Source organism: Croceicoccus esteveae (genome assembly GCF_031846435.1).
In the GTDB taxonomy this organism is placed as follows: domain Bacteria; phylum Pseudomonadota; class Alphaproteobacteria; order Sphingomonadales; family Sphingomonadaceae; genus Croceicoccus; species Croceicoccus esteveae.
Genome location: NZ_JAVRHS010000012.1, coordinates 1 through 25,133, shown reverse-complemented (window position 1 = coordinate 25,133; position 25,133 = coordinate 1). Strand labels below are relative to the sequence as shown.

The 25,133-nt window shown below is 61.3% G+C and carries 22 protein-coding genes, 1 tRNA gene and 1 pseudogene; 16 read left to right on the top strand and 8 right to left on the bottom strand.

Going from position 1 to position 25,133, the window contains the following annotated elements:
- Positions 1-10: 10 nt before the first annotated feature.
- From RM533_RS11855 to RM533_RS11845, 3 genes are read left to right on the top strand one after another with little or no spacing between them, the layout of a single operon-like run.
- Entirely contained in the window at positions 11-1,309 is a 1,299-nt protein-coding gene (locus tag RM533_RS11855; RefSeq protein WP_311341440.1) for an ABC transporter ATP-binding protein, read from the top strand.
- Entirely contained in the window at positions 1,306-2,403 is a 1,098-nt protein-coding gene (locus RM533_RS11850; RefSeq protein WP_311341439.1) for a glycosyltransferase, read from the top strand. Before RM533_RS11855 ends, RM533_RS11850 begins: the two co-directional genes overlap by 4 nt.
- Positions 2,403-3,332 carry a glycosyltransferase family protein gene (locus RM533_RS11845; protein ID WP_311341438.1) on the top strand — a complete coding sequence of 310 codons (930 nt, stop codon included), beginning with the start codon at positions 2,403-2,405 and terminating at the stop codon, positions 3,330-3,332. Before RM533_RS11850 ends, RM533_RS11845 begins: the two co-directional genes overlap by 1 nt.
- Positions 3,333-4,308: 976 nt before the next feature.
- Here RM533_RS11845 and RM533_RS11840 read toward each other — a convergent pair.
- Complete coding sequence (locus RM533_RS11840) at positions 4,309-4,728, bottom strand: hypothetical protein (RefSeq protein WP_311341475.1); 420 nt, start codon at positions 4,726-4,728, stop codon at positions 4,309-4,311.
- 317 nt (positions 4,729-5,045) lie between these two features.
- Between RM533_RS11840 and RM533_RS11835 the strand changes: the two genes are divergently transcribed.
- The 4 genes and pseudogenes from RM533_RS11835 (at position 5,046) to recQ (ending at position 9,048) form a co-directional block, all read left to right on the top strand.
- Positions 5,046-5,222, top strand: coding sequence for a P-II family nitrogen regulator (locus RM533_RS11835; protein ID WP_432265073.1), 177 nt, complete (start codon positions 5,046-5,048; stop codon positions 5,220-5,222).
- Positions 5,223-5,343: 121 nt separating this feature from the next.
- Positions 5,344-6,218: pseudogene (locus RM533_RS13715) on the top strand (ammonium transporter); the annotation flags it as partial.
- A 108-nt stretch (positions 6,219-6,326) separates the two neighbouring features.
- Complete coding sequence (locus tag RM533_RS11815) at positions 6,327-7,097, top strand: TorF family putative porin (RefSeq protein ID WP_311341434.1); 771 nt, start codon at positions 6,327-6,329, stop codon at positions 7,095-7,097.
- 148 nt (positions 7,098-7,245) lie between these two features.
- Complete coding sequence (recQ, locus tag RM533_RS11810) at positions 7,246-9,048, top strand: DNA helicase RecQ (protein ID WP_311341433.1); 1,803 nt, start codon at positions 7,246-7,248, stop codon at positions 9,046-9,048.
- Here recQ and ribA read toward each other — a convergent pair.
- From ribA to rpmG, 4 genes are all read right to left on the bottom strand, one after another.
- Positions 9,045-10,124 (bottom strand): GTP cyclohydrolase II, encoded by a 1,080-nt coding sequence (gene ribA, locus RM533_RS11805; RefSeq protein WP_311341432.1) that lies wholly within the window; start codon positions 10,122-10,124, stop codon positions 9,045-9,047. The genes recQ and ribA overlap by 4 nt on opposite strands.
- Before the next feature lie 21 nt (positions 10,125-10,145).
- Positions 10,146-10,940 (bottom strand): exodeoxyribonuclease III, encoded by a 795-nt coding sequence (locus tag RM533_RS11800; RefSeq protein WP_311341431.1) that lies wholly within the window; start codon positions 10,938-10,940, stop codon positions 10,146-10,148.
- Between the two features lie 317 nt (positions 10,941-11,257).
- A complete protein-coding gene (locus RM533_RS11795; RefSeq protein ID WP_311341430.1) occupies positions 11,258-11,938 on the bottom strand; it encodes a LolA family protein in 681 nt (226 codons plus the stop codon).
- A gap of 195 nt (positions 11,939-12,133) precedes the next feature.
- On the bottom strand, positions 12,134-12,301 hold the full coding sequence (rpmG, locus tag RM533_RS11790; protein ID WP_311341429.1) for a 50S ribosomal protein L33: 168 nt from the start codon (positions 12,299-12,301) through the stop codon (positions 12,134-12,136).
- Positions 12,302-12,644: 343 nt separating this feature from the next.
- Here rpmG and RM533_RS11785 point away from each other — a divergent pair, with 343 nt between their 5' ends.
- From RM533_RS11785 to RM533_RS11770, 4 genes are all read left to right on the top strand, one after another.
- A complete protein-coding gene (locus RM533_RS11785; protein WP_311341428.1) occupies positions 12,645-14,045 on the top strand; it encodes a S41 family peptidase in 1,401 nt (466 codons plus the stop codon).
- 47 nt (positions 14,046-14,092) lie between these two features.
- Positions 14,093-14,581, top strand: a complete 489-nt coding sequence (locus tag RM533_RS11780; RefSeq protein ID WP_311341427.1) for a disulfide bond formation protein B — start codon at positions 14,093-14,095, stop codon at positions 14,579-14,581.
- Entirely contained in the window at positions 14,578-15,111 is a 534-nt protein-coding gene (locus RM533_RS11775) for a demethoxyubiquinone hydroxylase family protein (RefSeq protein WP_311341426.1), read from the top strand. The genes RM533_RS11780 and RM533_RS11775 overlap by 4 nt, the downstream gene beginning before the upstream one ends.
- Positions 15,112-15,206: 95 nt before the next feature.
- The gene (locus RM533_RS11770) at positions 15,207-15,791 is read left to right on the top strand and encodes a hypothetical protein (RefSeq protein WP_311341425.1); all 585 of its coding nucleotides are present in this window, start codon (positions 15,207-15,209) and stop codon (positions 15,789-15,791) included.
- A gap of 116 nt (positions 15,792-15,907) precedes the next feature.
- Here RM533_RS11770 and fabI read toward each other — a convergent pair whose 3' ends face one another.
- The 3 genes from fabI to RM533_RS11755 form a co-directional block, all read right to left on the bottom strand.
- Positions 15,908-16,699 carry an enoyl-ACP reductase FabI gene (fabI, locus tag RM533_RS11765; RefSeq protein ID WP_311341474.1) on the bottom strand — a complete coding sequence of 264 codons (792 nt, stop codon included), beginning with the start codon at positions 16,697-16,699 and terminating at the stop codon, positions 15,908-15,910.
- 41 nt (positions 16,700-16,740) lie between these two features.
- Entirely contained in the window at positions 16,741-17,640 is a 900-nt protein-coding gene (locus RM533_RS11760) for a YihY/virulence factor BrkB family protein (RefSeq protein WP_311341424.1), read from the bottom strand.
- Positions 17,641-17,792: 152 nt separating this feature from the next.
- Complete coding sequence (locus RM533_RS11755; RefSeq protein ID WP_311341423.1) at positions 17,793-18,779, bottom strand: DnaJ C-terminal domain-containing protein; 987 nt, start codon at positions 18,777-18,779, stop codon at positions 17,793-17,795.
- 249 nt (positions 18,780-19,028) lie between these two features.
- Here RM533_RS11755 and pdxH point away from each other — a divergent pair, with 249 nt between their 5' ends.
- The 5 genes from pdxH (at position 19,029) to RM533_RS11730 (ending at position 24,085) form a co-directional block, all read left to right on the top strand.
- Positions 19,029-19,643 carry a pyridoxamine 5'-phosphate oxidase gene (gene pdxH, locus RM533_RS11750; protein WP_311341422.1) on the top strand — a complete coding sequence of 205 codons (615 nt, stop codon included), beginning with the start codon at positions 19,029-19,031 and terminating at the stop codon, positions 19,641-19,643.
- Positions 19,644-19,706: 63 nt separating this feature from the next.
- Complete coding sequence (locus tag RM533_RS11745) at positions 19,707-20,720, top strand: cation diffusion facilitator family transporter (protein WP_311341421.1); 1,014 nt, start codon at positions 19,707-19,709, stop codon at positions 20,718-20,720.
- Positions 20,720-21,523, top strand: coding sequence for a PhzF family phenazine biosynthesis protein (locus tag RM533_RS11740; RefSeq protein ID WP_311341420.1), 804 nt, complete (start codon positions 20,720-20,722; stop codon positions 21,521-21,523). Before RM533_RS11745 ends, RM533_RS11740 begins: the two co-directional genes overlap by 1 nt.
- Positions 21,524-21,670: 147 nt before the next feature.
- A tRNA-Leu gene (locus RM533_RS11735) sits at positions 21,671-21,756 on the top strand.
- A gap of 247 nt (positions 21,757-22,003) precedes the next feature.
- Entirely contained in the window at positions 22,004-24,085 is a 2,082-nt protein-coding gene (locus RM533_RS11730) for a catalase (RefSeq protein WP_311341419.1), read from the top strand.
- Positions 24,086-25,133 lie beyond the last annotated feature (1,048 nt).

Here is a 25,133-nt window from a genome sequence, read left to right as displayed (position 1 = left end):
GAGGTTTGCCATGTCCGATATAGCCATTCGCGTCGCCGGCCTTGGCAAGGCATATCGCATCGGCGTTGCGGCCGAACGCGCCGACACCATGATCGGTGCGCTTGCCTCATTTGCCGCATCGCCGCTGCGCAATTTCAAGCGCCTGCGCCAGCTCGACACCTTTTCCGCAGGCGACCGACAGGATGATCTGTTCTGGGCAGTAAAGGACCTTGATTTCGAGATCCGGCGGGGGGAAACGGTTGGCTTTGTCGGGCGCAACGGCGCAGGCAAATCGACCCTCCTCAAGATGCTGTCCCGCATTACCGAGCCGACCACCGGCGAAATCGCCATCCGGGGCCGCGTTTCCAGCCTGCTTGAAGTGGGCACCGGCTTTCATCCCGAACTGACCGGCCGCGAAAACATCTACATGAACGGCACGATCCTCGGCATGGCCAAGCGGGAGATCGACCGCAAATTCGATGAGATCGCGTCTTTTTCCGGCGTAGAGAAGTTCCTCGATACGCCGGTAAAACGTTATTCGTCGGGCATGAAGGTCCGTCTCGGCTTTTCCGTCGCTGCGCATCTGGAGCCCGAAGTGCTCATCATTGACGAGGTGCTGGCCGTTGGTGATGCCGAATTCCAGCGGCGCTGTCTCGGCAAGATGGAAGAAGTCGCCGGGATGGGCCGCACGGTCCTGTTCGTCAGCCACAATCTGGGCGCAATCCAGAACCTGTGCGATCGCGCCATTTCGCTGCGCGATGGTGAGATGGTCGCCGATGGCACATCGAGCGAGGTGGTCAGCGACTATCTTGCCTCCTTCGTCAGTTTTGCCGGCAAGGGGTTCAGCAACGACAATCCCGACCGCGAGACAAAAGGCGAAATTCGCCTCATCGATGGCCGTGTTCTCGATGCGCAGGGGATCGAAAGCGAGTATTTCGATGCGGGCAGCCCGCTTGTGCTCGAATGCGATTACCACAATCCGGGTCGGGCGCGGCGGTTTGAAATGCGGTTCACCATCCGCGACGGGGATGGGGTTGCAGTCACCTCTGCGCAGACCAGCGTCGCGGGGTTCGAGTTCGATGCCGCCGAACACGGCCGGGTGCGCGTCACACTCGATCGCCTCCCGCTTCCGCCTGGCAGCTATTCCGTCAATGCGACCGTGCTGACGACCGATCACAAGATTTCGGACGCGGTGCCCAATGCGCTGACCTTTACCGTCGATTCGGCGAGCTTCTTTGCAACCGGACGAACGCTGCCAAGGCGGATTGCGCGCGTGCTGTTCGACCAGCATTGGGAAGCGAGCACGCGGCACGGCGGCCATGACGCATGATCGCGATCGAGGAAAGCCCGAGGCAGGCCGCTGCCCATCCATCCGCCGATACGCCGCAGGTCAGCATCCTGATGGCGGTCCACAATGGCGAGGCACACCTCGATGAAGCGATGCACAGCCTCCTGGCGCAGGATTTCACCGACTTCGAATTCGTCATCGTCGACGATGCCAGCGGGCCGGTCGTGCACGCCATGCTGGAGCAGCATGCCGCGCAAGATCCGCGCATCGTTCTTGTTCGCAATGACCGGCAATTGCGGCTTGCAGCCAGCCTCAACATCGGCCTCCAGAGATGCCGGGCGCCCTTGACCGCCCGCGCGGACGCCGATGACATCTACGCGCCCGAGCGATTGTCGCGACAGGTCGCTTTCCTGAACAAGCACCCCGACGTCGGCGTCGTATCCTGCGGGTTCAACCGCATTGCGCAGGACGGCACCTACATCGCCACCATTAACGCGGTGACCGATCCTGACCAGATCGCCTTCGATCGCCTGTTCATCAACCGCATCCTGCATCCCGGTGTCATGTTCCGCACCGCACTGGTGCGGGAGGCAGGCGGCTATGACGAAGCCTTCTGGACGGCGCAGGACACCGAATTGTGGGCGCGCCTCGCGCATGTCACCCGCCTTGCGAACATCCGCGAGGCGCTGGTCGATTACCGCGTCCATGACCAGTCGGTTTCGCGCAGTCGGGGTGAAGAAGGCCAGGCGCTGAGCCTTTCTGTTCCCATCGCGCAGATTGGCCGCTACCTCGGCACGCCGCTGCCACAGGACGAAGCGCGCGCCGCCATTGCTCTTTACCGCAGCGCGCCGCCGCTTGCCGCGCACGAGGTGCTGTTGGCCGAGAAGTGCCTTGCCCGCATCCGCCGGGTCGCGGTGCAGCGTGAAACGCCGACGGTGATGGCACATTTCGAACGCAGGATCAGCGACAGCCTGTTCGGTGCCGCCTCCCGTCTCAAGGGCAGCGATCCGGCCGCCGCGCTGCTGGTAGCCGCCTCCGCTGCTGCCTGGCGCTTCAACCGGCGCTGGGCCGTGAGGGTTGCCCGCCGCCTGCTGGCCCGGCGTTTGCTGGTCAGGACAAACGCAAGGACCGCATGATGGCAATACGGCTCATCTCCTGCGTCGGCGTGCGCAATGACCTTGCCATGCTGCCGCATTTCATCCGCCATTATCTGGCGCTGGGCATCGCACCTGCACACATGCATCTGATCCTGCAGGCGTCCCAACCCTGTCTGGAGCTCGATGCGGCGATTGCCCTGTTGCACGATTTCAGCCTTGCCGAGCCCGAGTTATGGCTGGAGCCATATACCAGCGATGCAATGTGGGAAAAGCGGCGTGCCGTGCAGACACGCTGCGCCGATGGCGCTGACTGGGTCATCAGCGCGGATGTGGACGAACTGCACGATTATCCCGCGCCGCTGCACGAAGTGCTTGGCTGGTGCGACGCGCGTTCGATCAATTGCATCCAGGGGCCGTTTATCGACCGGCTCGCGGCAAATGGCCGGCTCAAACCTGTGGTTGCCAGCCCGGCTGTCGAGGTGCAGTTTCCCATTCAGGCCGAGGTGATCTGCGCCATCAGAGGAGGCGCGCAGGAACCCGGCTTCCGCTATGGCACGGTCAAGGTGATGGCTTTGAAAGGCGACCTGATGCCAAGCCGCGGCGGACACCATCCACGTGGCGACGGGATCGCTCCTCGATTTCTTGCTGGTCAGCCGCTGGCCGAATTCAGCGCCAGCACCCGCCCTGCGTTTCGCTTTGCCTTCCCGTTCAAGGTGCATCATTACAAATGGGTGGCGACGCTGGTTCCCGGAACCCGCGAACGCGTCGGCACCGCTGGCGTCAGCGCGGCGGGCAAGCGGTATGGCGAACTCCTGCTCCAACGCTTTGCCGATGAGGAGCGCATTTCCTTTGACGACGTTGCGATCCGCCGGCCCATGCTGGCCGACCGGATCAGCTGGACGACGCGGGTGCAGGGGCTGCGCAGTCTTGCCAGAGCAGAAAAACTCATCCGGAGGATCAGGCGATGATCAGCACTGAGTGGAAACTTTCGCGGCTCACCACCGGCAGCGCAGAAGGGATCGGCCACGCGCATGCCTATTACGACATCGCGGTGTTCGATCCTGCAAGCCGGCGGGTAATCGGGCACCGCCTGGATTTCGCAGAACGGCACCCCACGGCCGACGACACGATCGAGATCGGCATCGTCGACCTTGATGGCGACCGCTGCTGGCAGCCGCTGGGCAGCAGCCATGCATGGAGCTGGCAGCAAGGTGCGATGAGCCAGTGGCTCCCGAAAGGCAATCGCGTCATCTGGAACGATCGCGATGGCACCCGTTTCATTGCCCGCATGCACGACCTCGACACAGGTGAGGAGCGGCGTTTCTCAAGACCCGTCTACGCCTTGCATCCCGATGGACGATCTGCCCTGTCGCTCAACATGGCGCGCCTGCAGCATCTGCGGCCCGGCTACGGCTATGCCGGCGGATCAGGTGACGGTATCGACCAGCGGCGACCGACCGGCGATGGTATCTGGCGGCTGCATCTTGGCAGTGACGGTGGGCAGGATGCGCAATTGCTGCTGTCGCTTGATCGGGCGGTGCGCTTCATGTTGGCGCAATTGCCAGTCCGGCAGCGGCTGAAACATCTGGTGAAACGATATACCTATTGGTTCAACCATGCCAAATATTCGCCCTGCGGCACGCGTTTTACAGTCAAGCTGCGCTACCGGCAAAGGGACGGCAGCTGGAACGATCGGCAGGGCGCAAGCCTCACCTGTAACAGCGATGGCAGCGATCTGCGCCTCCTGACCGATGCTGCCAGCCACGTGATCTGGCATGACAGCGATCACCTGTATCTCTGGCGGCAGGATGGGGTATATTTCTACCAGGACACCGCCCCTGTCGGCCGCCAAACCAACCGGATTGCGCCTGATCTCATTAAGAAAAATGTGCATATCCGCCACTTCGCGCAGCGGCCAGACGAATACGTTTTCGATACACCGTATCAGGAGGAGATCGACCTCATCCTTTTCGACCTCAAGGCCGGCACACACCACACCATCGCGCATTTTGCCAACCACCGGCCCAAAGGTGGCGCGTTTCGTTGCGACCTGCATCCTGTTCCCAGCCCCGACGGGCAGCGCATTCTTGTCACCTCGCTGCAGGATGGCGCCCGCCAGATGTATCTGCTCGAACGGCAGCTGCCAGCGGGCTGAACGCTGCGCACCTTATGCCAGGGTGCAGCGGCCTGTTCATGGTCGTGGAGCCCCGCATCGAGTTTGCGATAATGGATCATCAGCCGCACAAGCTTGGCCACCGGGCGCGGCACTCCTGCCTGTCCGTCCAGCCACAGGCTCACGGTAGAGCGATCCACGCTCAAAATCGCCGCTAATGCCTGCTGTGTTCCTGTTCCCAATGCCTGCATCGATTGTCGCAGCTCGTCTGGCTGCATCGAGGCAAGCACGGGGTCCTTCACCGCAAGTGTGCTGCGAGCGTCGGAACCAGCAGTGCCGCTTCCCAACTGAACGCATCACGCAGCGCCGCCTGTTGCAAGTGCACAGTGGTGATTTTTACACGCAAAGCCGCTGCCGCTATAGAACCAATAACAGGTAACTGGCTGGCAATAGCGGATGATGCAACATGCTGGCGGCCTGCCCTTTCTTGTGCAATGCAATATAACTGGCGAACAACAGTTAATTCGAGAAAGAAAACGGCCCGCGTCGCGCTGAACAGTCAGTCACCATCGTTACGAAGATCATGCTGAAAGTCGTCGTCATGCAAGATCCGGCAGATGCAGCGATCGCGGTATCAGCGCAGGACGCCCACACCGGCTGTATCGGCGATGGCAAGACTTTCATGCTCGACCTGGCTGACGCATTGCGCATCCGCACTGGTGACCGTGACGATGTTGCTATGTGATCACTGTGCAGAAAGGCGCCGATCCTGCTGGCAATTTCAGGCAGCCTGACCGCTGCTCCTGCGATGCCGCTTCAGGAAGGGGGCAGCGGCGCAGCGCCTGTCGTGGTGGCCACCATTGCCAAGGATGGCCTTTGCCGCCATTACGGCCGCGCTGGTTGTCGGCAGGGTCATGGAGCGGGCCAAGTTCTCCACCATGATGCTGTTCACCGCGATCTGGCTGACGATCGTCTATCCGCTCGCACACATGGTATGGGCGACAGGTGGTCTGATCCATGAATGGGGCGCGCTCGACTTTGCCGGCGGCACAGTGGTGCACATCAACGCCGGCGTATCGGCGCTGGTTGGCGGCATTATCCTTGGCCCGCGGCTTGGATATCTGAAGGAAGCTATGCTGCCCCAGTTGCTGACCATGACGCTGATCGGCACCGGCCTGTCGTGGGTGGGCTGGTTCGGCTTCAACGGCGGCTCGCAGCTTGAAGCGGAAGGGATTGCCTGTCTTGCTGTCCCCAACACTTTTGTCGCTGCTGCATCGGGCGTGCTGTTCTGAATGCTTGCGCAGAAGATCGCCGGACACAAGGGCTCGCTGCTTGGCGGCTGTTCAGGAGCGAGAGCAGGGCTGATCGCGATCACCCGGACGGCGGGCAAATCGGGACCGTCTGGCGCGATTCCCCTTGGAGCGCGGTGGCCTCGCTTGCCTGCTTCTGGTTTGTCACCGGGGCGAAATCCAGGCTTGGCTTTGACGACACCGCCGACGGGTTCGGCATTCACTTGCTTGGCGACATGGTCGGCTCGCTTGGCACTGCATTGCCATGATGCCAGCCCTAGGCGGCGCCGGTAATGCGCAGGATGCAGCAGGCGCGAAGTTCATCTTGCAGTTGCACCGTAGCGATTGCCCGGACCGGGATCGGGTCCGCCATTGCTTTTCTCATGACGAGGCTGGTAACCGGCGGCCGCGTCGATGCACATGTTGAGCGTGAAGGGCTCGACTTTACCTGACACTTCGAGCGGACATATGATTACTGACCGGGATATGACGACAGGCCCGGGCAAAGACCGGGCCTGTGCCGGAGCGGATCGACACAAACCAAACCAAAGGACGCGTGCATGAAATATCCGTTCCTGATGACTGCAGCAATAGCAGGCGTGACCCCGCTCCTGGGCGCAGCGACTGTCCATGCGCAAAGCGCCGGCCCGCCGGTATTCGAAGAAGCCCAGCCAGCCACGGGCAGCATGGGACAGATAAGCCCCGTCGAGATCACCGGCGAGGTCGCCGTCGTGACCGACTACCGGTTTCGCGGCATTTCCTTTTCCGACAAGGACCCTGCGGTTCAGGGCACGATCGATCTTGCACATGCCAGCGGGTTTTATGCAGGGGTCTGGGCATCCACCCTGGAGGACAGTCCAGTTCTGGGGCATACCAAAGTCGACCTTTACGCAGGGTACAGCTTCGATCTTTCCGGTGGCACTGCAATCGACGCGGGGGTGCTTTATTATGTCTATGCCGATGGCGAGGATGACGCTGGTGACAGCGACTATTTCGAACCATATGCGTCCCTTTCCCACACCATCGGCCCGGCCAGGTTCACGCTTGGCGCTGCCTATGCATGGAGCCAGAGCGCAACCGGCGACAATGACAACATCTATGTCTATGGCGACACCGCGCTGGCGCTGATCGGAACCCCGCTGACGCTTGGGACGCACCTGGGCTATTCCAACGGCAGTCTTGCACCGTCTGGCGATTATCTGGACTGGTCTGTAACGGTGAGTGCAGCACGTGGTGCTGCCCGGGTCAGCATCGCTTATGTCGATACTGATCTGCAGGCGACGCCCAATGCGCAATCTGGCGTCGTGCTCGCCATCGGCCTTGCTTTCTGAAAAGCCCGGCAACAGACCTGTTAGCATGATGAAGCGGCGGCGCTGACAGGGTGGCGGGTGGTCCTCGGCGGCTCGGCGCATCGCTTGGCACAAAGCTCCGGCTGCGCTACATGGCGCAGCCTGCTCCCCAACAGAAAAAGAGTTCGACTTGTCCAGTTCCACGCCTGCCGATCCGCTTGCAGCGCTTGCGGATGTCTTCGGGTTCGCAGCGTTCCGCGGCCGCCAGGAAGAAGTCGTGCGGCGTGTGCTGTCCGGACAATCGACGCTGGCGGTCATGCCGACCGGCGCGGGCAAATCGCTGACCTATCAATTGCCGGCACGGATGATGCCGGGCACCTGTGTGGTCGTATCGCCGCTGATCGCGTTGATGCATGATCAGCTTCGCAGCGCGCAGGCAGTGGGGATCCGCGCTGCCACGCTTACCAGTGCGGATGATGATCAGGCCGAAACCGTGCGGCGTCTTCATGCAGGCGAGCTGGACCTCCTTTATGTCGCGCCCGAACGGGCCAGCCGATCGCACTTCCTGCGGCTGCTGACACAAGCGCAATTATGCCTGTTCGCGATTGATGAGGCACATTGCGTGTCCGAGTGGGGGCATGATTTCAGGCCTGATTACCGCCTGCTGCGGCCGATGCTCGATGCATTCCCCCAAGTGCCGCGGCTCGCGCTCACTGCAACGGCGGACGAACACACCCGCAAGGACATAGTTGCGCAATTGGGCATCGCGCAGGATGGCATGATCGTGGCGGGGTTCGACAGGCCGAACATCCGTTACGCGGTAAGTGCACGCAGCAGCCTGACCAGCCAGGTCAAGGCCGTTCTGGCTGCCGAACCTGGCGCGGGCATTGTCTATGCGCCAACCCGCGCAGCCAGCGAGCGTCTGGCACAGGCGCTCAACTCGCCTGCAAGACAGGTCCGCGCCTATCATGCAGGGTTGGCGCCGGAAGTGCGCGCCGCCAATCAATCGGCCTTTATCGGGTCTGCCAATATGGTGATTTGCGCGACTGTCGCATTCGGCATGGGCATCGACAAGCCGGACGTGCGCTTTGTCATCCATGCCGGTCTGCCCAAATCCATCGAATCCTACTATCAGGAAACCGGCCGGGCTGGACGCGACGGCGAGCCAAGCAAGGCACATCTGTTCTGGGGCGGCGATGATTTCATTCGCGCACGCCAGCGCCTTGCCGAGCTCGATCCGGCGCGCCAGCAGGGAGAAAACGCCCGGCTTGCCTCACTGGCTGCGCTAGTCGAGACACCGCAATGTCGGCGCGCCATCCTGCTGCGCCATTTTGGCGAGGACCCACCGGCACAATGCGGCAATTGCGACAATTGCCTTGACCCGCCCGAAGCCATTGACGCGAGCGTGCTGGCGCAGAAATACCTTTCGGCGGTTGTCCGCACGCGACAGCAATTCGGCGCTGGCTATGTCAAAGCAATCCTGACCGGCCAATCGAGCGATCGCAGCCGCGACAATGGCCATGAGGACCTTTCTGTGTTCGGCATTGTTCCTGCGGCCGAAGCCACCCTCCTCAAACCTGTGCAACGCGCTTTGCTGGCGCATGGCGCCTTGTTGCCGACGCAGCATGGCGGACTGATGCTGGGCCATGAAGCACAGGCCTTTCTGAAAGGCGAGCGGCGCCTCGATGTGTTGCGACCCGCTGCCGCCAAGCGGCGCGACCGGGAGCACGGCGCCCCAACAAGAGGCAGGAGAGCAGCGGCCAGCAATCCCGTTGCCGACCCCTTGTTCGAAGCATTGCGCGCTCTGCGGCGCACGCTGGCGCAAGAGGCAGGCGTGCCAGCCTTTGTCGTTTTTCCCGATGCTGTGCTGCGTGACTTGGCAGGGTTGCGACCCGACAGCGCCAGCAGCATGCTTCAATTACCAGGCGTCGGACCCAGGAAGCTGGAGCAGTATGGCGAAGCGTTTCTCAAGGTAATCCGCGAACACCGCTAGAGCAGCAGATGCCCTGTCCGGTCGCGCTTGGTATCGAGATAACGAGCGTTGTGTTCGTTGGCCGCAAGCTGGTGTGGAACGCGTTCGACCACGTCAATCCCAACTTCCTCCAGCGCGGCCACCTTGGCAGGATTGTTGGTCATCAACCGCACTTTTGCGACATTGAGCAGGTGAAGCATGCGTGCCGCCACAGGGAAATCGCGTGCCTCGGTCGGCAGGCCGAGCCGGTTGTTGGCGTCGACTGTGTCGAACCCCTGATCCTGCAGGCGATAGGCGCGCAGTTTGTTGACAAGCCCAATCCCGCGCCCTTCCTGCCGCAAATACAGCAATATGCCCCAGCCGCCCTGATCCGCCTCGCGCGCCATGGCGCTGAGTGAAGTGTCCAGTTGCGGACCGCAATCGCATTTCAGGCTGCCGAGCACATCCCCTGTCAGGCATTCGGAGTGCAGGCGTACAAGCGGAACCCGGTCTGAACCGGCGCGGCCGATTACCAGCGCGATATGTTCGCGAAGATCATCGGGAGCGCGATAAGCAATGATCTGAGCATCGCGTGCCATGCGAACGGGCAGCGCAGCGCGGGTCTGGATCGTCAGCCGGTCGCTGCTCCGGAACACGGCCAGATCCTGCAGCGACACCGGCACGCATTCTTCCGATGGCGACGCGTCGACCATGAATGCTGGCAGAATACCGGCGAGCCGTGCCAGCGTCATTGCGGCCACGGCATCATCAGGCGTGTCGAGCGGCTCAGCCCGAAACGGGCCGGCCAGCGGATTGGCCAGGTCGTGCGTGGGGTCGCCCAGCATCCGCGCATCGGCGAGAGTGAATGCTTGCGCCGCCCTGATGAGCACGGGCGCTTCCGGTATGGCCGCGTCCTTCTGATTGGCAAGGTGCAGCGTAGCGGCCCGCGCCGCCGAAATCAGCAGACGATCCGAACGGGGGTTTCCGCTGTCGTAAGCCGTTTCGGCCGGCAGCAGAACCATGGCACCCACACAGACGGGCCAGCCGTGGCGCAATGCGTCGATCGCCTGTGCCACTTTGCGGGAGCTGGGCTTGTCGGAGAGGTCAGGAGCGTTCATCGGCAGTTTGCAGCGTCAGCTTCAGAGCACAAATTCGGTAATCAACGGGATATGATCCGATGGCCGGTCCCATCCCCGACAGGCCTGCACCGCCTGATGCGCAACCGCACGCCGCGCAAGCTCAGGCGAGGCCCACATGTGGTCAAGCCGCCGGCCTCGATCGGAAGCCTGCCAATCCTTGCTGCGGTAGCTCCACCAGCTGTAGCTTTTCTGGTCCGTCGGCACATGCTCGCGTCCGATATCGACCCAGCCGTGCGCATTGCGGAACCGGTCGAGCGCCGCGACTTCGACAGGTGTATGCGACACCACCTTCAGCAATGCCTTGTGACTCCAGACATCATGCTCCAGCGGAGCGACGTTGAAGTCACCGACGATGAGGCTGGGGCGAGTCACACCGGTTGCCCAGACGGTCATGTTCTCGAGAAAGTCGAGCTTCTGGCCGAATTTTGCATTCTGCTCACGATCGGGAATGTCACCGCCGGCCGGGACATAGACGTTTTCCAGCAGCAGGCCTTTACCTGTGCCCAGCAGTTCGACTCCGACATGCCGCGCCTCCCCGTTGGTCTGCCAGTCATGCCGGCCAGTTTCGCGCAGCGGCAAGCGGCTGATGGTAGCAACGCCGTGATAGCCCTTCTGCCCATTAACCACGCGATGCGTATAACCCGCCTGTTCGAATGCATCGTGCGGGAACAGCGCTTCGGCGACCTTGATCTCCTGAAGGCACAGGACATCGGGTGCTTCTTCGCCGAGAAAGCGCAGCACCTGGTCGATGCGCAGGCGGACGGAGTTGATGTTCCAGGTGGCGATCTTGACCATGTCTGCGGACATAGGCCGAACCGACCTCTTGTCCAGCCGGCATCAATGCCGCAGCAAGAAAGCCAGGGAAAAACCCTCACCCCGGGGGCATTGGGGCGAGGGTTCCTCTTGCGTTCGTCACGCGTTTGCCAGGCCGTCTGAACGAATCGCGGCAACAGGGGGGAAACCAGCAGTCCGTTCGACCTGACCGTTTCTTTTTAGGACGTTAGTGCTGTCCGCTGGCTGAACGAAAATTCAGAAACCAACGGCCTGCCGTCAACGCGGCACGTACCGGCGCGCTCACCAGTATTTCGCCTGCCTGTCATGCTTTTTCAGTGTCAGCGCGGTCCACGCCGGGTGGGTGAAGACACATCCTTGTAGCGAAACATGTTGTCGCTGATCGGCATGCCATAGCGGTGATTGTTCAAAATGATGCGGGTAAGATTGTTCTGCGAATCGACGGAATTCCAGCCTGCAAGCTCCAGCCCGCTCGGAGCGGAAGGCTTGCTGCGAAAATGTAGCGTGAGACGGCCATATTCCGGGTGCGCCGGATCCTTCACCAGAATGCTGATTGTATCGGGCGCGCTGCTGGATACCAAAGTGCCGAACCGCGTCACGTCCTTGCCGGGGTCAAGCAGAGCGCCCAGAGGGCTGCTCTTCACAGGCCAAACCTGTTTTTGACTGACCTCGTAATCGAGCATGGTCAGCCGGGTTCCGTCCGACACGATGAGCAGCGGCACACCACGTTCATACTGGAACCGTATCTTGCCCGGCCGCTTCAGAGTCATGGTGCCGCCGACACGCTGCCCGCCGCGGCTTACCTGCGTGAAATCAGCTTGCATGGAGTCGATTGCACGCAAGGCCCGGACCGCCCGGTCGAGATCCCGGGACGGTGCCTGAGAGCCGGGTGCCGCCAAGGCTGGAGCTGCCGGAAGACCCAGAGCCAGCGGCATGCCGAAACCGAGCATCGCCACACCCGCTGCGCGCAGCAGCAATTTGCCTGAATTCAATTTATCCATCCCTGCTCTATCGACCAATGCCATTGAACAGGTGGTTAACCGGAAAAGTTCCTGCGGGCGTATTTCGACACACGCCAAGATGCGTCGCGCAAGAATCCAGCACGACCCGCAGCCGTGCAGGATCAGGTCATCGCAGGTGAGACACGCCAGCCCACGAGCAGACATGAAGTCAGTTATGCGGGCGGGCAGGCGACCTTACTTGATCTTTGCTTCCTTGAACTCGACATGCTTGCGCACCTTGGGGTCGTATTTGCGCTGGACCATCTTTTCGGTCATGTTGCGCGGATTCTTCTTTGTCACGTAGAAGAAACCGGTGTCGGCTGTGGATACCAGCCTGATCTTTACGGTTGCGGGCTTTGCCATTGCGCTATCCTGTGTCTGCTGCGCTCTTCCACCAACAGGAGATGCGCCGCGTTTTCTGGTCTGCCGCCCGCAATTGCCGGAACGGGCTGCTGTAATCCTGAACCTGTGCGGGGCCGCGCCATGCCGCCCGCGCATCTTTTCAAAAGCACGCCAACCTTGGCAGCCAGCGCACCCGAACGCCCGCGCCATTGCGGCAATGATAGCGCAAAGTCAAGCAAGCAGCGGCTGTTTGCACTGCGCGGCTCCAGGTTGAAGCAGGGGCGTCGATCGGCATTTCACCGCCCATCTGGCATTAAGGTCGGATCGTCTATACATGGGTGGTCGAACAGGAGGACCAAGGTTTATGGCGCTGCGCCGTTTTTCCCTGCGTGCAAAAGCAAGATTGCGTGTTGCAGCGCTGCTGACCGGGCTCGCCCTGCTGCCGGTGACCACAGCCGGTCTTGCCGCCGTCGACGGGCGCAGCGCACCCCAGTTCGGCGAACTGATGGATGTCTATCAGCGCATTCAGGCCAATTACGTGGACAAGGTCGACGACGAACAGCTGATTCGCGGCGCCATCAATGGCATGCTCGCAAGCCTTGATCCGCACTCCGCTTATCTTGACGGCAGCGATTTTGAAAACCTGCGCGCCCAGACCGAAGGCAATTACGGCGGGCTGGGGCTGTCTGTCACCATGGAAGACGGCGTGGTGAAGATCATCGCGCCGACGCGTGGCAGCCCGGCGGAACGTGCCGGATTGAAGGCAGGCGATTTCATCACCCATCTCGATGGGCGTCTGGTCTATGGCGGCACCTTGAACGAAGCGGTGGACGAGATGCGCGGCCTGCCCGGCACCGGCCTTGAACTCACGATCTTCCGGCCGGGTCGCGATGAACCCTTCGATGTGTCGGTCACGCGCGAAATCATCGATTTGAAACCGGTTGAATGGTCGGTGGACGGCAGGATCGGTGTGATCACCGTCGCCTCCTTCAGCGCGAATGTCGGGCGTGAGGTGCAGCGGGCCATGCTGGATATCCGCAAGCAGGTCGGCGGCGCACCTGACGGACTGGTGCTCGACCTGCGCTCCAATCCCGGCGGCTTGCTGGACGAGGCGGTGGCTCTGTCCGATCTGTTCCTCGATGATGGGCAGATCGTGTCGCAGCGGGGCCGTTTTGCCCGTGACAACGAGGCTTATTATGCACGACCCGGCGATGTCGCAAATGGGGTGCCGATTGTCGTTCTCATCGATGTAGGCTCTGCATCTGCTTCCGAAATCGTCGCGGGAGCCTTGCAGGACCATCACCGCGCGCTGGTCATGGGAGAGCGCAGCTTTGGCAAGGGCAGCGTGCAGACGCTGGTGCCTTTGTCGCGCGACACTGCGTTGAAGCTCACGACGGCGCGCTATTACACGCCGTCCGGCAAATCGGTGCAGGAAGGCGGCATCAGGCCTGATCTGATCGTGCCGCAAATCTCCGATCCCGACGCGCGGGCGCGGGCTGCACGGGCCGTGCGCGAGTCCGATCTGCGCAAGCATCTCATCAACGAAGCGGATCTGGATCAGGACGCCCTTGAGCAGGACATGAAGCAGGATCCGCGCTTTCAACTGACAGCAGATCAGCTTGAGGAAAAGGGAATAGAGGATTTCCAACTGCACTATGCATTGGAAACCCTGCGCAACACGCGTCTTGCGCAGCCCTCCACGATAGTGGCGCGGGCGCCAGCCATCCGGGGCAAGAGAGCGCCGGCACAGGCGCGCGGACGCTGACCCCTGCGTCGCCCGAACGCCAGTTCCCCGAGCGCCGATCCGAGGTCGTGAGACGTCTGCAACCCGCTCGTCTTCTTGCGGTGACGGTCCCCGCTGCCCTGCTGTTGGGTGCATATGTGTCGCAGTATGGGTTCGGTCTTTATCCCTGCGAAATGTGCTGGTGGCAGCGCTATGCGCATTTTGCCGTGCTTGTCCCTGCAGTGCTGTCGTTTTTCGCACCTGCGCAGTGGGCACCATGGCTGGTTCGGCTGGCCGGTGTTCTGCTGCTGGTCGCCGCGTTTCTCGGATTGTATCACGCAGGCGTGGAATATGGCTGGTGGGAGGGGATTACCAGCTGCGCGATGAATGCACGGGTCGGCAGCGGGAGTGCGCTTGACGCAATCATGAACGCGCCGTTGACGCGGTGCGACATTGCGCCCTGGACGCTGTTCGGCATATCTCTTGCCGGATGGAACTTCCTTGTTTCGGCCGTCGCAGGCGTGTCTGTCCTGCGGCTTGGGGCACAAGTAGATGCGAGGCGCGTTGATCTTTCATGACCAGAACCTTGGATAGCCAGATGAACGACACAGAAGCGATGATCCGGGTGGATCAGGCCGGAGAATATGGCGCTACCCGTATCTATGCCGGCCAGCTTGCCGTGATGGGCGACCGCGCGCCCGGCAGTGGCCAGATCGCCGCCATGGCCACGCAGGAGGCAGAACATCGGACCCAGTTCGACGCGTTGCTGGTGGAACGTGGCGTGCGCCCGACGCTGCTCCAGCCGTTGTGGAACGTCGCAGGCTACACGTTGGGTGCGGCAACCGCGCTGATCGGCCCCGAAGCAGCGATGGCGTGCACCGCTGCGGTAGAAGAAGAAATCGACCGTCATTATACCCAGCAGCTTGAAAGCCTGGCGGACGACGACCCTCAACTGTCCGACATGATCGACCGTTTTCGCGCCGATGAGCGGGAGCATCACGCAACTGCAATCGCCGGTGGCGCGGAACGCGCGCCAGCCTATGCGCTGTTGTCCGGCGTTATCCGCCTCGGGTGCCGCGCGGCAATCGCGGTTTCGCAGCGGATCTGAACCAGGCTTCAGCAATCGTTCAAGCACGATGCGGCTGATGATGATCGCCACAGCGGGCGAAGTCGCGGCAAGAAGCATGATTGAAGGAACAGGTAATGAGGATGAGCGCAGCAGCATTGGCATCGGCAATGGCAGTGGCTTTTGCCATGCCTGTATCGGCGCAGGATGCCGCAGAACCTTCGGTCAATCAGGTGATTGTCTATGGTGATCAGCCGTGCCCGCCCAGTACCGAGGAACAGATCACGGTGTGCGTTCGCCAGGAAGATCCCTATCGCATACCTACCCCGCTGCGCGAATCGACAACGAGGGAGAACGAGCCCTGGGCAGCGCGCGTTGCAGCCAACGCCGATGTAGGCGCGACGGGCGCGCTGACCTGCTCTACCGTCGGGCCAGCCGCGTTCACCGGCTGCACGCTGGAGCAGATCGAAAAGGCTTATCAGGAACGGGCATCCAATGCCGACGTACGCTTCGGGCAGCTTATTGCCGAGGAACGTGCGCGCAGGCTGGCCGAGATCGACGAGGATGCCGCAGCCGAGCAGGAGCGGGTCGAGCAGATCGAGCGGGAATATGACGCCCGGATGCGCGGGGAGATGATCAGTCAACCGGGCGCTTCGGACGCCTCTGAACCCCCGGCGGACGATGCTGCAGCTGGTGAGCCGGCCGAATTGCCGCGCCGCTGAACCAGGGCGTAGCTACGGAACGGCCCGATGCAGAGGAACCCGCTGTCTGCTTTGCGGGTCGCTGATCGCACGCGGTATTCGGGCCTGGCGATCTGTCGCCGGCATCATCGGCCGGATCAGACCAGCGCAATGTCAGGTGCGTCTTCCTGCTTCATGCCCACCACATTGTAGCCCGAATCCACATGGTGAATTTCGCCTGTAACCCCGCTTGCCAACCGGGACAGCAGATACAGCCCGGCTCCGCCGACATCATCGATCGTGACATTGCGCCGGAGCGGTGAGTTCAACTCGTTCCATTTCAGAATATAGCGGAAATCGCCGATGCCGCTTGCCGCCAGGGTCTTGATCGGTCCTGCCGAAATGGCGTTTACGCGAATGTTTTCAGGCCCAAGATCATTGGCCAGATATTTGACGCTTGTTTCCAGTGCGGCCTTGGCGACCCCCATGACATTGTAATGCGGAATGACCTTTTCCGCGCCGTAATAGGACAGGGTCAGGATAGAGCCCCCTTCTGTCATCATCAGTCGGGCCCGCTTGGTGACCGCTACCAAGCTGTAGGCAGAAATGTTCATGGTCATCAGAAAATTGTCGAGGCTGGTGTCGACATATTTGCCGCGCAATTCGTTCTTGTCGGAAAAACCTATTGCATGCACGATGAAATCGAGTGTCGGCCAGCGTTCGGCTATTTTCGCAAAGGCGCTGTCCAGCCGGTCCATGTCGGCAACGTCGCATTCGACCAGAAAATCGCTGTCCAGACTCTGCGCCAATGGCCTGACCCGCTTGGCCAGGGCATCACCCTGATAGGAAAAGGCCAGCTGTGCGCCCTGCGCGTGCAAGGCACGAGCCACTCCCCAAGCCAGCGATTTGTCATTGGCAAGGCCCATGACGAGGCCGCGCTTGCCCTGCATCAGATTGCCGGTTGCAGGTTCGTGTTCTCCGTTCTGGCCATTCATATCGTGTGTTCCGCATCCTGTTCTGCCACATGACCATTGGTCCGCAACGCACGTTCTTCCGGCGTTTCGGCCAGCGCGGCGTTCAATTCCGCGCCAACCACCAGCCCTAGACCGACCAGCCAGAAAAAGAAAAGGGCGATCATCACTCCGGCAAGGCTGCCATAGGTCAGGTCATATTTGAAAATGAGCCGCAGCGCCGGCGGCAGCAGCACGCTGACCATGATCCACCACACCGTTACCAGCACCGCCCCCGGCCATTTGACGTAATCATTGCCGCGATAGGCGCGCGGCGTCAGCGATACGAACAACAGCCACAACGAAAACAGCAGCCCGAAACCCGGTATGAACCGCGACAGCGCCAGCGCACCGACCAAGTCGCGGGCATGGGGAAACCAGGCGGCAATGACCTCCTGCGCGGCCGAGATGAAGAACTGTGCAGCAAGGCTCATCATGAGGAGGAGCACTGCTCCTACGACCACGGCGGCAAAGAACAGGCGTTGCCGCAGGAAGCTGGCGTGCGGATGGGTGCCATAAGCACGATGAAGAATATCGCGGATGCTGCCGATAAGACTGCCGACGGTCCAGAAGCCGAACAGCGCACCGGCCCATAACAGCCAGCCGGTCCGCGCGCTGACCACGTCGCGTGCAACAGGCTCGATGACCTCGGCCACCACGGCCGGTACAGCCAGCAGAAAGGCGTTGATTGCAGCAGTGCGGTCATCGGCATTGCCCACCAGCGAGAAAATTGCTGCGCCGGTTATGAAAAACGGAAAGAGCGACAGGATTGCCATGTAAGCCAGATTGCCTGCGTGGATGAAACCGTCGTTGTAAACACCGATCCAGACGCGCTGCACGACCTTGAAGGTGCGCGTGCCCGGCCCGACCTCCTGCCGCACGTGAAGCAATCCTTTCTGGAGTTCAGACCGCAAATGCGCCGCATGACGCCGACGTGCTTCGGGCGTCAGGTTGGGCGGCCCATCTGCCGGCCGTTCCCTTGTCCGATCACGATCCGGCGACGCGGGTTGGGACGGCAGGGGCGGAAAGGGCCTCACACGCCCAGCTTTGCCCTTATCTCACGCAGGTCAGTCCATCCATCGAGGCGGGCCAGCAAATCCGCATCATCCACAGGAAGATCGATTGCCAGACTGACCAGTTGATCACCGCGGCTGCCATCCTTGCGGGAAAAGCCGCGCCCTTTCAGCCGCAACACCTTGCCGGAGCCGCTGGAAGGCGCAATCGTCAGCATGACCGGCCCCGAAACCGTGGGCACCTTCACCTTAGCGCCATTTACAGCCTCATCAAGCGTGACCGGCAGGTCGAGCCGGACATCATCGCCCTCGCGGCGGAAAAAGGGATGCGGCTGCTCCACGATGGTAACAATCGCGTCGCCATTGCCGCCCGGTCCCGGTTCTCCCTTGCCCGACAGCCGCATCTGCGTCCCGTCGCTCGCTCCGTCGGGGAGCTTGAGGTCAATCGTCTTGCCATCGGCAAGCGTGATGCGCTGGGGCGCGAGATTGGCAAGGTCAGGCAGGCTGACGGCAAGACGATATTGCACGCTTGCACCTTTAGGCGCTGGGCCACGACGCCCTCGCGATCCGGCACCAAAGCCTCCGCCCCCAAGGCCGCCGGACCCCGCCCCCATGCCGCCAGGCGCCCGGCCGCCGCCAAAAATTCCTTCGAAGAGGTCAGAGATATCGACTTCGTCTGCCCCGAACCCGCCACCGCCCATGGTGCCGCCCATGCCGCCGGTACGACCACCGCCAGGGCGCCCGCCCCCGCCAGGTCCGCCTCCAAAGCCAAACGGCATTTTGGGATTGCCATCAAGATCGATTTCCCCACGGTCATACTGCGCCCGCTTGTCCTTGTCGGACAGCAGATCATAAGCCTTGGTGATATCGGAAAAGCGATCGGCCGCTTTGGGATTGTCCTTGTTGCGGTCCGGATGCAATTGCTTGGCAAGCTTGCGGTAAGCGGACTTTACGTCCTTTTCAGTGGCGCCGCGTGCCACGCCGAGAATCTGGTATGGATCAGCCATGATGGGTAGCTAGTGTGCCGGAGTGCGCGTGGCAACGCCTGCTTCTGCTCTGCCGCGCCGAGCTGCGCTTTATCCGCATGCGCAAGAAGCCCGCTCACCGCGGCCCGGTGGATCATTGCTCGAAGGTCGGGCCAGTCAGTGTCCGGGTGATCTGCTCCATCATTCTGCTTCGCCAAGCCCCTTGCCGATGCCTGCTGGCGATGCCATCGCTTTGTTGCGACATGCCGCTGAACAACGCAGGGAGATCCCATGGAGCCCGACGCCCCTAATGCCGATGCCATCGCCGACACAGATCCCTACCTGTTGTTCGATGAATGGTTTGCCGCCGCGCGACAAAGCGAGCCAAACGATGCCAATGCCATGGCTCTGGCCACGGCGGACGCAGATGGCATGCCTTCCGTGCGCATGGTGCTGCTCAAGGGACATGGCCGGGCTGAGGGATTTGTGTTCTATACCAACATGAACAGCCGCAAGGGACGCGAGATTGCTGCCAATCCGCAAGCAGCGCTGCTTTTTCACTGGAAGAGCCTGCGCCGCCAGATTCGCATCAATGGTCCATTGTCACCCGTTACGCAGCATGATGCCGACGCCTATTTTGCAAGCCGTTCGCGCGATTCGCAGCTGGGCGCCCATGCCTCGGACCAGTCGGCACCGCTGGCGAACCGGGCAGAATTCCTGGACAGGTTCGCCGATGCACAGGCACGGTTCAGGGATGGCGAAGTTCCAAGGCCGGAACACTGGACCGGCAATCGGGTGCGCCCGCATTCAATCGAGTTCTGGCAGGATCGGCCCAACCGCCTCCATGAGCGGCGGCGCTTCACTCTGGTCGATGATGGCTGGACAAGCACCTTGCTGTATCCCTGACAGCGCGTTGCGACCTTTGCAAACTCTGCCGCCCCTTGCTCTTGTGGCCGCTTGCCGCCTGCCATGACGAACGAGGGACGCACCATGCGCGAGCAGCAGCGTGCCATGCTGACACGCAGCGCAGCAGTGGCCGGATTGGGAGTGGCGTTGCTGCTCGTGTTTCTCAAGCTCTGGGCGGTGTGGCGGACGGGTTCGGCCGCAATGCTGGGCAGTCTTGCCGATACAGCGATCGATCTGCTGGCCAGCCTTGCTACCTTGCTCGGCGTATGGATCGCTGCCCGCCCCGCTGACCACGACCACAGGTTCGGCCATGGCAAGGCCGAGGCATTGTCGGCGCTGGTTCAGGTGGTGCTGATCTCCCTCTCGGCGTGCGGCATTGCAATCCAGGCAGTACAGCGGCTGAGCACCGGCGCCCGGACCGAAGCGGCAGGCGACGGCATCGCCGTATCGGTCATTGCAATTGTTGCAACGCTGGCACTGCTTGGCTGGCAGCGGCATGTCATCCACCGCACCGGCAGCATCGCGATCCAAACCGACCATGTGCATTACAAATCCGATCTGCTGCTTAATGCAGGCGTGATCCTGGCGCTCCTGCTTGACCAGTATGGCGGGGTGCGCGGCGCAGACCCTGTCATTGCGCTGGTCATTGCCGGTTGGCTTGCGTGGAGCGCCTGGGGCACCTCACACGTTGCGATCGACAATCTCATGGACAAGGAATGGCCGGTTGGCCGCCGCGAGGACCTGCTCGATGTCATGCGCGGCCATCCTGCCTTGCGCGGTGTGCATGACCTTCGCACCCGCACCAGTGGGCAGAAGGATTTTGCCCAGTTCCACATCGCGGTCGATGGCGCGATGACTGTCGCGGCCGCCCATGATGTTATCGACGACATCGAGAATCTGCTGGGCAGCAGGTTTCCGGATACAGAATTCCTGATCCACACCGATCCATTCGGACATTGCGATGCGCCATCGGAACGCCCGGTCGATCTTCTGACGCAAGGTGTCGATGCCGATTTTCCATCCACGTCGCCAGATCGGTCAGCAGAACAACCGAAACAGGACAAGGAGCTGAACTGATGCCGCAGATCGATTACTGGCATGTCGATGCCTTTGCCGCGCGCGCTTTTGAAGGCAATCAGGCAGCAGTCATGATCTTCGACAGCTTCCCCGAAGATGGCGTGATGCAGCGCATTGCGGAGGAAAACAATTTTGCCGAAACCGCCTTTGTAGTGCCATTCGCTGGTGAAGAGGCCGATTACCACCTGCGCTGGTTTACTCCTGCGACAGAAGTGCGCCTGTGCGGACATGCCACGCTGGCAGCCGGGCATGTCATCCTTGGACGCGACGGTATCGATGCGGTGCGGTTCAACACGATGCGTGCCGGCACCCTGCACGTGCGGCGCCGTGGCGAGGATTATGAGCTTGCCCTGCCCGCAATCGTGACAAGCCCGGGCGAGTGGCCGGCTGCCGTCGCCGCACTTGACCCCTCTAACCGGGCGGCACCCAAGGCAATCGCTCGCAATCCCGACGGTTACGACATTTTCCTGTTCGACAACGAGGAAATCGTGCGCAGCCTGTTTCCCGACATGCGGGCGCTTGCAGCCCTGGGAGATCATCAATTCATCTGCACCGCGCCGGGATCGCAGACTGATGTTGTCAGCCGCGTCTTCGTGCCGGGGTCTGGCGTAGACGAGGACGCGGTCACCGGCAGCGCGCACGCAGCGCTGACCCCGTTCTGGGCCCAGCGACTGGGCCGGGCGGAGTTCACCGCATTCCAGGCATCCCGGCGCGGTGGGCGGCTATCGTGCCGGCTTGAAGGCAATACAGTCTGGCTTGGCGGCCCATGCGTCACCATCGTCACCGGTCGTTTCTGTTATTGAACGCATCGCGTCGCTTTACCGAGCACGCCGCAAGCAGTTGGCGACATGATGCACGGGCCCGATATTTGTCGGTTGCGCAGCATGGATGCTGTTGCTAAGTGCTCGCGCCTACCGGGAAGGGATGTATCCCTTCGCTTCGGGCATCGTGCGGCCGTGGCGGAATGGTAGACGCGCAACGTTGAGGTCGTTGTGGGCGAAAGCCCGTGGAAGTTCGAGTCTTCTCGGCCGCACCATTTCTCTCTGAATTTCATGGCGGATCCTGCCGCAAGTGCGGCTGACGCCTCGCGTTTTGCTGGCAAGCAACGGTATGACGCTGCACAACTGAAATGCCTTGCGCCTGCTGGAACCAGCGTGCCGGCTGTCGGTTCAATCGCTATTGGTGCACGAAATGCGCCGACATGTCTGTTCGTTCTGATGATCCGCAAGCATCCGCCAGCCTCTTTTCCTGCCGCCGGTCCTTGCAAAAGGGAAAGCCATTCCATGAAAAATCTCGACCTTTCCAAAGGTGGTGCCAATCATCAAAAGCCGCTGGGCAAGGATGACGTGATGACCACCGCGCAGGGCATGCCAGTTTCGGACAATCAGAACTGGCTGACTGCCGGACCGCGTGGGCCGCAATTGCTCGAAGATCAGGTCGCGCGCGAAAAGATCTTTCATTTCGACCATGAACGCATTCCCGAACGCGTCGTGCATGCGCGTGGCTATGGCGTGCACGGGCACTTTGAATTGACAGAGGCGATCCCTGAGCTTTCGCATGCGCGCATCTTCAACGAAGCCGGCAAGAAAACGCCGACCTTCACGCGCTTTTCGACCGTGGCGGGCAACAAGGGCTCGATGGATCTTGCCCGCGACGTACGCGGGTTCGCCACGAAGTTCTACACCGACGAGGGCAATTGGGACCTGGTCGGCAACAACATTCCGGTGTTCTTCATCCAGGATGCGATCAAGTTTCCCGATCTCATCCATGCGGCCAAGCCTGCTCCCGATCGTGCTTTTCCCCAGGCGCAGACGGCTCACGACAATTTCTGGGACTTCATCTCGTTGACGCCCGAATCCATGCACATGGTCATGTGGATCATGTCGGACCGGGCGATCCCGCGGTCGTTCCGCTTCATGGAAGGGTTTGGCGTCCACACATTCCGGCTGATCAATGCCGAGGGAAAAAGCCATTTCGTCAAGTTCCACTGGAAACCGCGGCAGGGCCTGCAGTCGGTCGTCTGGAACGAAGCACTCAAGATCAACGGCGCCGAGCCTGACTTCCATCGGCGCGACATGTGGAACGCCATCGACAGCGGCGATTATCCGCAATGGGATCTTGGCATTCAGGTGTTCGACGATGATTTTGCCGAGCGCTTCGAATTCGACGTGCTGGATGCGACGAAGATCATTCCCGAAGAACAGGTGCCGGTCCGCATTATCGGCACGCTGACACTCGACAACAATGTCGACAATTTCTTTGCCGAAACCGAGCAGGTCGCCTTTTGCACGCAGAACATCGTGCCGGGCATCGACCAGTCGGACGATCCGCTGCTGCAGGGCCGCAATTTCAGCTATCTCGACACGCAGTTGAAGCGGCTTGGCGGCCCGAACTTCACGCATATCCCCATCAACGCCCCAAAGTGCCCGGTCCGCAATTTCCAGCAGGACGGCCACATGGCGATGACCAATCCCAAGGGTCGCGCCAATTACGAGCCCAACAGCTGGGGTGAAGGCACTGGGGAAGATCGTGGCCCGCGCGCTTGCCCGATGAACGGGTTCACCAGTTTTCCCGCGCCGGTCGAAGGATCCAAGGTGCGGGTCCGCAGCGAGACCTTTGCCGATCATTACAGTCAGGCACGCCAGTTCTATGTATCCCAGACTGCCATCGAGCAGGGGCATATGGCCGATGCGCTCACGTTCGAGCTGTCGAAAGTCGGTCGGATGGACATTCGCAAGCGGATGATCGGCCATCTGCGCCATATCGATGATGGCCTTGCGCAGGCGGTGTGCGACGGGATCGGACTTGACGCCTTGCCCGACAAGGTGCCGGTTGCGCGCGTGCCGATTGCCGATCTGCCGCCATCCGATGCCCTGTCGATCCTCAAGAACGGACCGGAAAGCTTCAAGGGTCGCAAGCTTGGCATCTATATTTCGGACGGAGCCGATGCGCAGGTCATCACCGCTCTGGAGCAAGCTGCAAAGGGCGCCGGTGCCAGCGTGGGTATCGTGGCGCCACACATCGCGGGTGCGCGGCTGTCGGATGGCAGCATGAAGGAAGCCAACGAGAAGATTGACGGCGGCCCCTCGGTGGTGTTCGACGCGGTTGCAATTGTTCTGGGCAGGGAGAGCGCTTGGAAGCTGGCCGCTGACAAGCCAAGTCAGGATTTCGCGTCCGACGCTTTTGCGCACGCCAAGTTCATTGGTTATGTTCCTGACAGCATGCCCCTGTTCAAGGCAATCGGCCTGGCTGAAAAGATTGACGCTGGCTTTGTCGATCTGTCTGCAGGTGCGGGCGCAGGCGACTTCATCAAAACCTGCGGCGCATTGCGGTATTGGGAAAGAGTAGCAAACCCCGCTTCGTAGGCCAGAACGTGGCAGAGGCGTTCTGGCAGGGTGCCTCTGCCTCACCATAGTTCAGATTCGTACGTCACGGACCTGCTGGAGGCATCGTACAGGAGCGTGCAGGGGTTTGGATCGCCTGGCTTGTCTAACCGGTTTAAAGAACGGTTGCTGTTCCGCTAGGCACAGGACCTGTTGAATCGTTTACACAAGCATGGCTGAGATGATGCAAATGGTAACGCAAGGAGGTGCCGCCGCTCAGTGATCCGTGGATGCTAAGGTGAGTCACAAATGCGCCGCAATCAGCCGCATCTTCCGTTAACGCATATGCATTGCGAGTGGATCATCGCAGTATCGCAAGCCGCATCATCTTCATGATCCGCAATGGCGTCTCCGCGGGCCGGTATTGCGGTCTGCGCTGACGTGATGCGCCAACCGGCTTACCGGCGGAACCAGCCTGGCGTGTACAACAAGACCTTTGCTGCGCTCACCGCCAATGGCGGCAGCAAGCCGATAAAATGATGATCTATGCAGCCAAACCCGAGGCACACCGCACCGAAGCCAGCCTGCTCGAGAAGAGGCTGTTCCCAACCGTATCGAACGCACCAGGGGGTGAGGCAGCGCAGCCATGCCGGGGCCGAAGGCGAACACCGAACCTGAACTTCAGGCTCGACGCCGTATGCAACGGCAGGGGCCGACGGTTGCTGATGGCGCTCAACCAATGGTAGATGAGCGACTGCCAAGGCGCGGCCCTGATGCCTGGCCCGCTGCCGAGCGCAAAAAACCTCGCCGGGCGATCCTTGTTATGATGCTGACCGATTCCGCGCTGCTCCGGCCGGCCGTAAATGCGCTGTCTGCATCACCTCCAGAGGGCACCGACGCGTCCAATCGCGCAAGATATCTCATTCCACCGCCAGCCAAACAGGTTCGGACGCCTGAAGGTCTGGCGCGAGGAATGTGCCCGGCTTGATCGGGCCGAATGATCGCAAGAACATCCAGCTTATGACCGGCTGCATCATTTCATCGGGACTTCTGTGGGACAGCGCACTGTTGGAAGGTATCTTGTGGGATA

Coding starts and splice junctions, on each gene's coding strand:
- RM533_RS11845 (WP_311341438.1), top strand. CDS start 2,403: ATGGCAATACGGCTCATCTCCTGCGTCGGCGTGCGCAATGACCTTGCC.
- RM533_RS11745 (WP_311341421.1), top strand. CDS start 19,707: ATGACGAACGAGGGACGCACCATGCGCGAGCAGCAGCGTGCCATGCTG.
- fabI (WP_311341474.1), bottom strand. CDS start 16,699: ATGCAGGGCAAGCGCGGCCTCGTCATGGGCCTTGCCAATGACAAATCG.
- RM533_RS11840 (WP_311341475.1), bottom strand. CDS start 4,728: ATGCAGGCATTGGGAACAGGAACACAGCAGGCATTAGCGGCGATTTTG.
- RM533_RS11850 (WP_311341439.1), top strand. CDS start 1,306: ATGATCGCGATCGAGGAAAGCCCGAGGCAGGCCGCTGCCCATCCATCC.
- RM533_RS11815 (WP_311341434.1), top strand. CDS start 6,327: ATGAAATATCCGTTCCTGATGACTGCAGCAATAGCAGGCGTGACCCCG.
- RM533_RS11785 (WP_311341428.1), top strand. CDS start 12,645: ATGGCGCTGCGCCGTTTTTCCCTGCGTGCAAAAGCAAGATTGCGTGTT.
- rpmG (WP_311341429.1), bottom strand. CDS start 12,301: ATGGCAAAGCCCGCAACCGTAAAGATCAGGCTGGTATCCACAGCCGAC.
- RM533_RS11795 (WP_311341430.1), bottom strand. CDS start 11,938: ATGGATAAATTGAATTCAGGCAAATTGCTGCTGCGCGCAGCGGGTGTG.
- RM533_RS11740 (WP_311341420.1), top strand. CDS start 20,720: ATGCCGCAGATCGATTACTGGCATGTCGATGCCTTTGCCGCGCGCGCT.
- RM533_RS11775 (WP_311341426.1), top strand. CDS start 14,578: ATGACCAGAACCTTGGATAGCCAGATGAACGACACAGAAGCGATGATC.
- pdxH (WP_311341422.1), top strand. CDS start 19,029: ATGGAGCCCGACGCCCCTAATGCCGATGCCATCGCCGACACAGATCCC.
- RM533_RS11755 (WP_311341423.1), bottom strand. CDS start 18,779: ATGGCTGATCCATACCAGATTCTCGGCGTGGCACGCGGCGCCACTGAA.
- ribA (WP_311341432.1), bottom strand. CDS start 10,124: ATGAACGCTCCTGACCTCTCCGACAAGCCCAGCTCCCGCAAAGTGGCA.
- RM533_RS11855 (WP_311341440.1), top strand. CDS start 11: ATGTCCGATATAGCCATTCGCGTCGCCGGCCTTGGCAAGGCATATCGC.
- RM533_RS11730 (WP_311341419.1), top strand. CDS start 22,004: ATGAAAAATCTCGACCTTTCCAAAGGTGGTGCCAATCATCAAAAGCCG.
- RM533_RS11770 (WP_311341425.1), top strand. CDS start 15,207: ATGAGGATGAGCGCAGCAGCATTGGCATCGGCAATGGCAGTGGCTTTT.
- RM533_RS11800 (WP_311341431.1), bottom strand. CDS start 10,940: ATGGTCAAGATCGCCACCTGGAACATCAACTCCGTCCGCCTGCGCATC.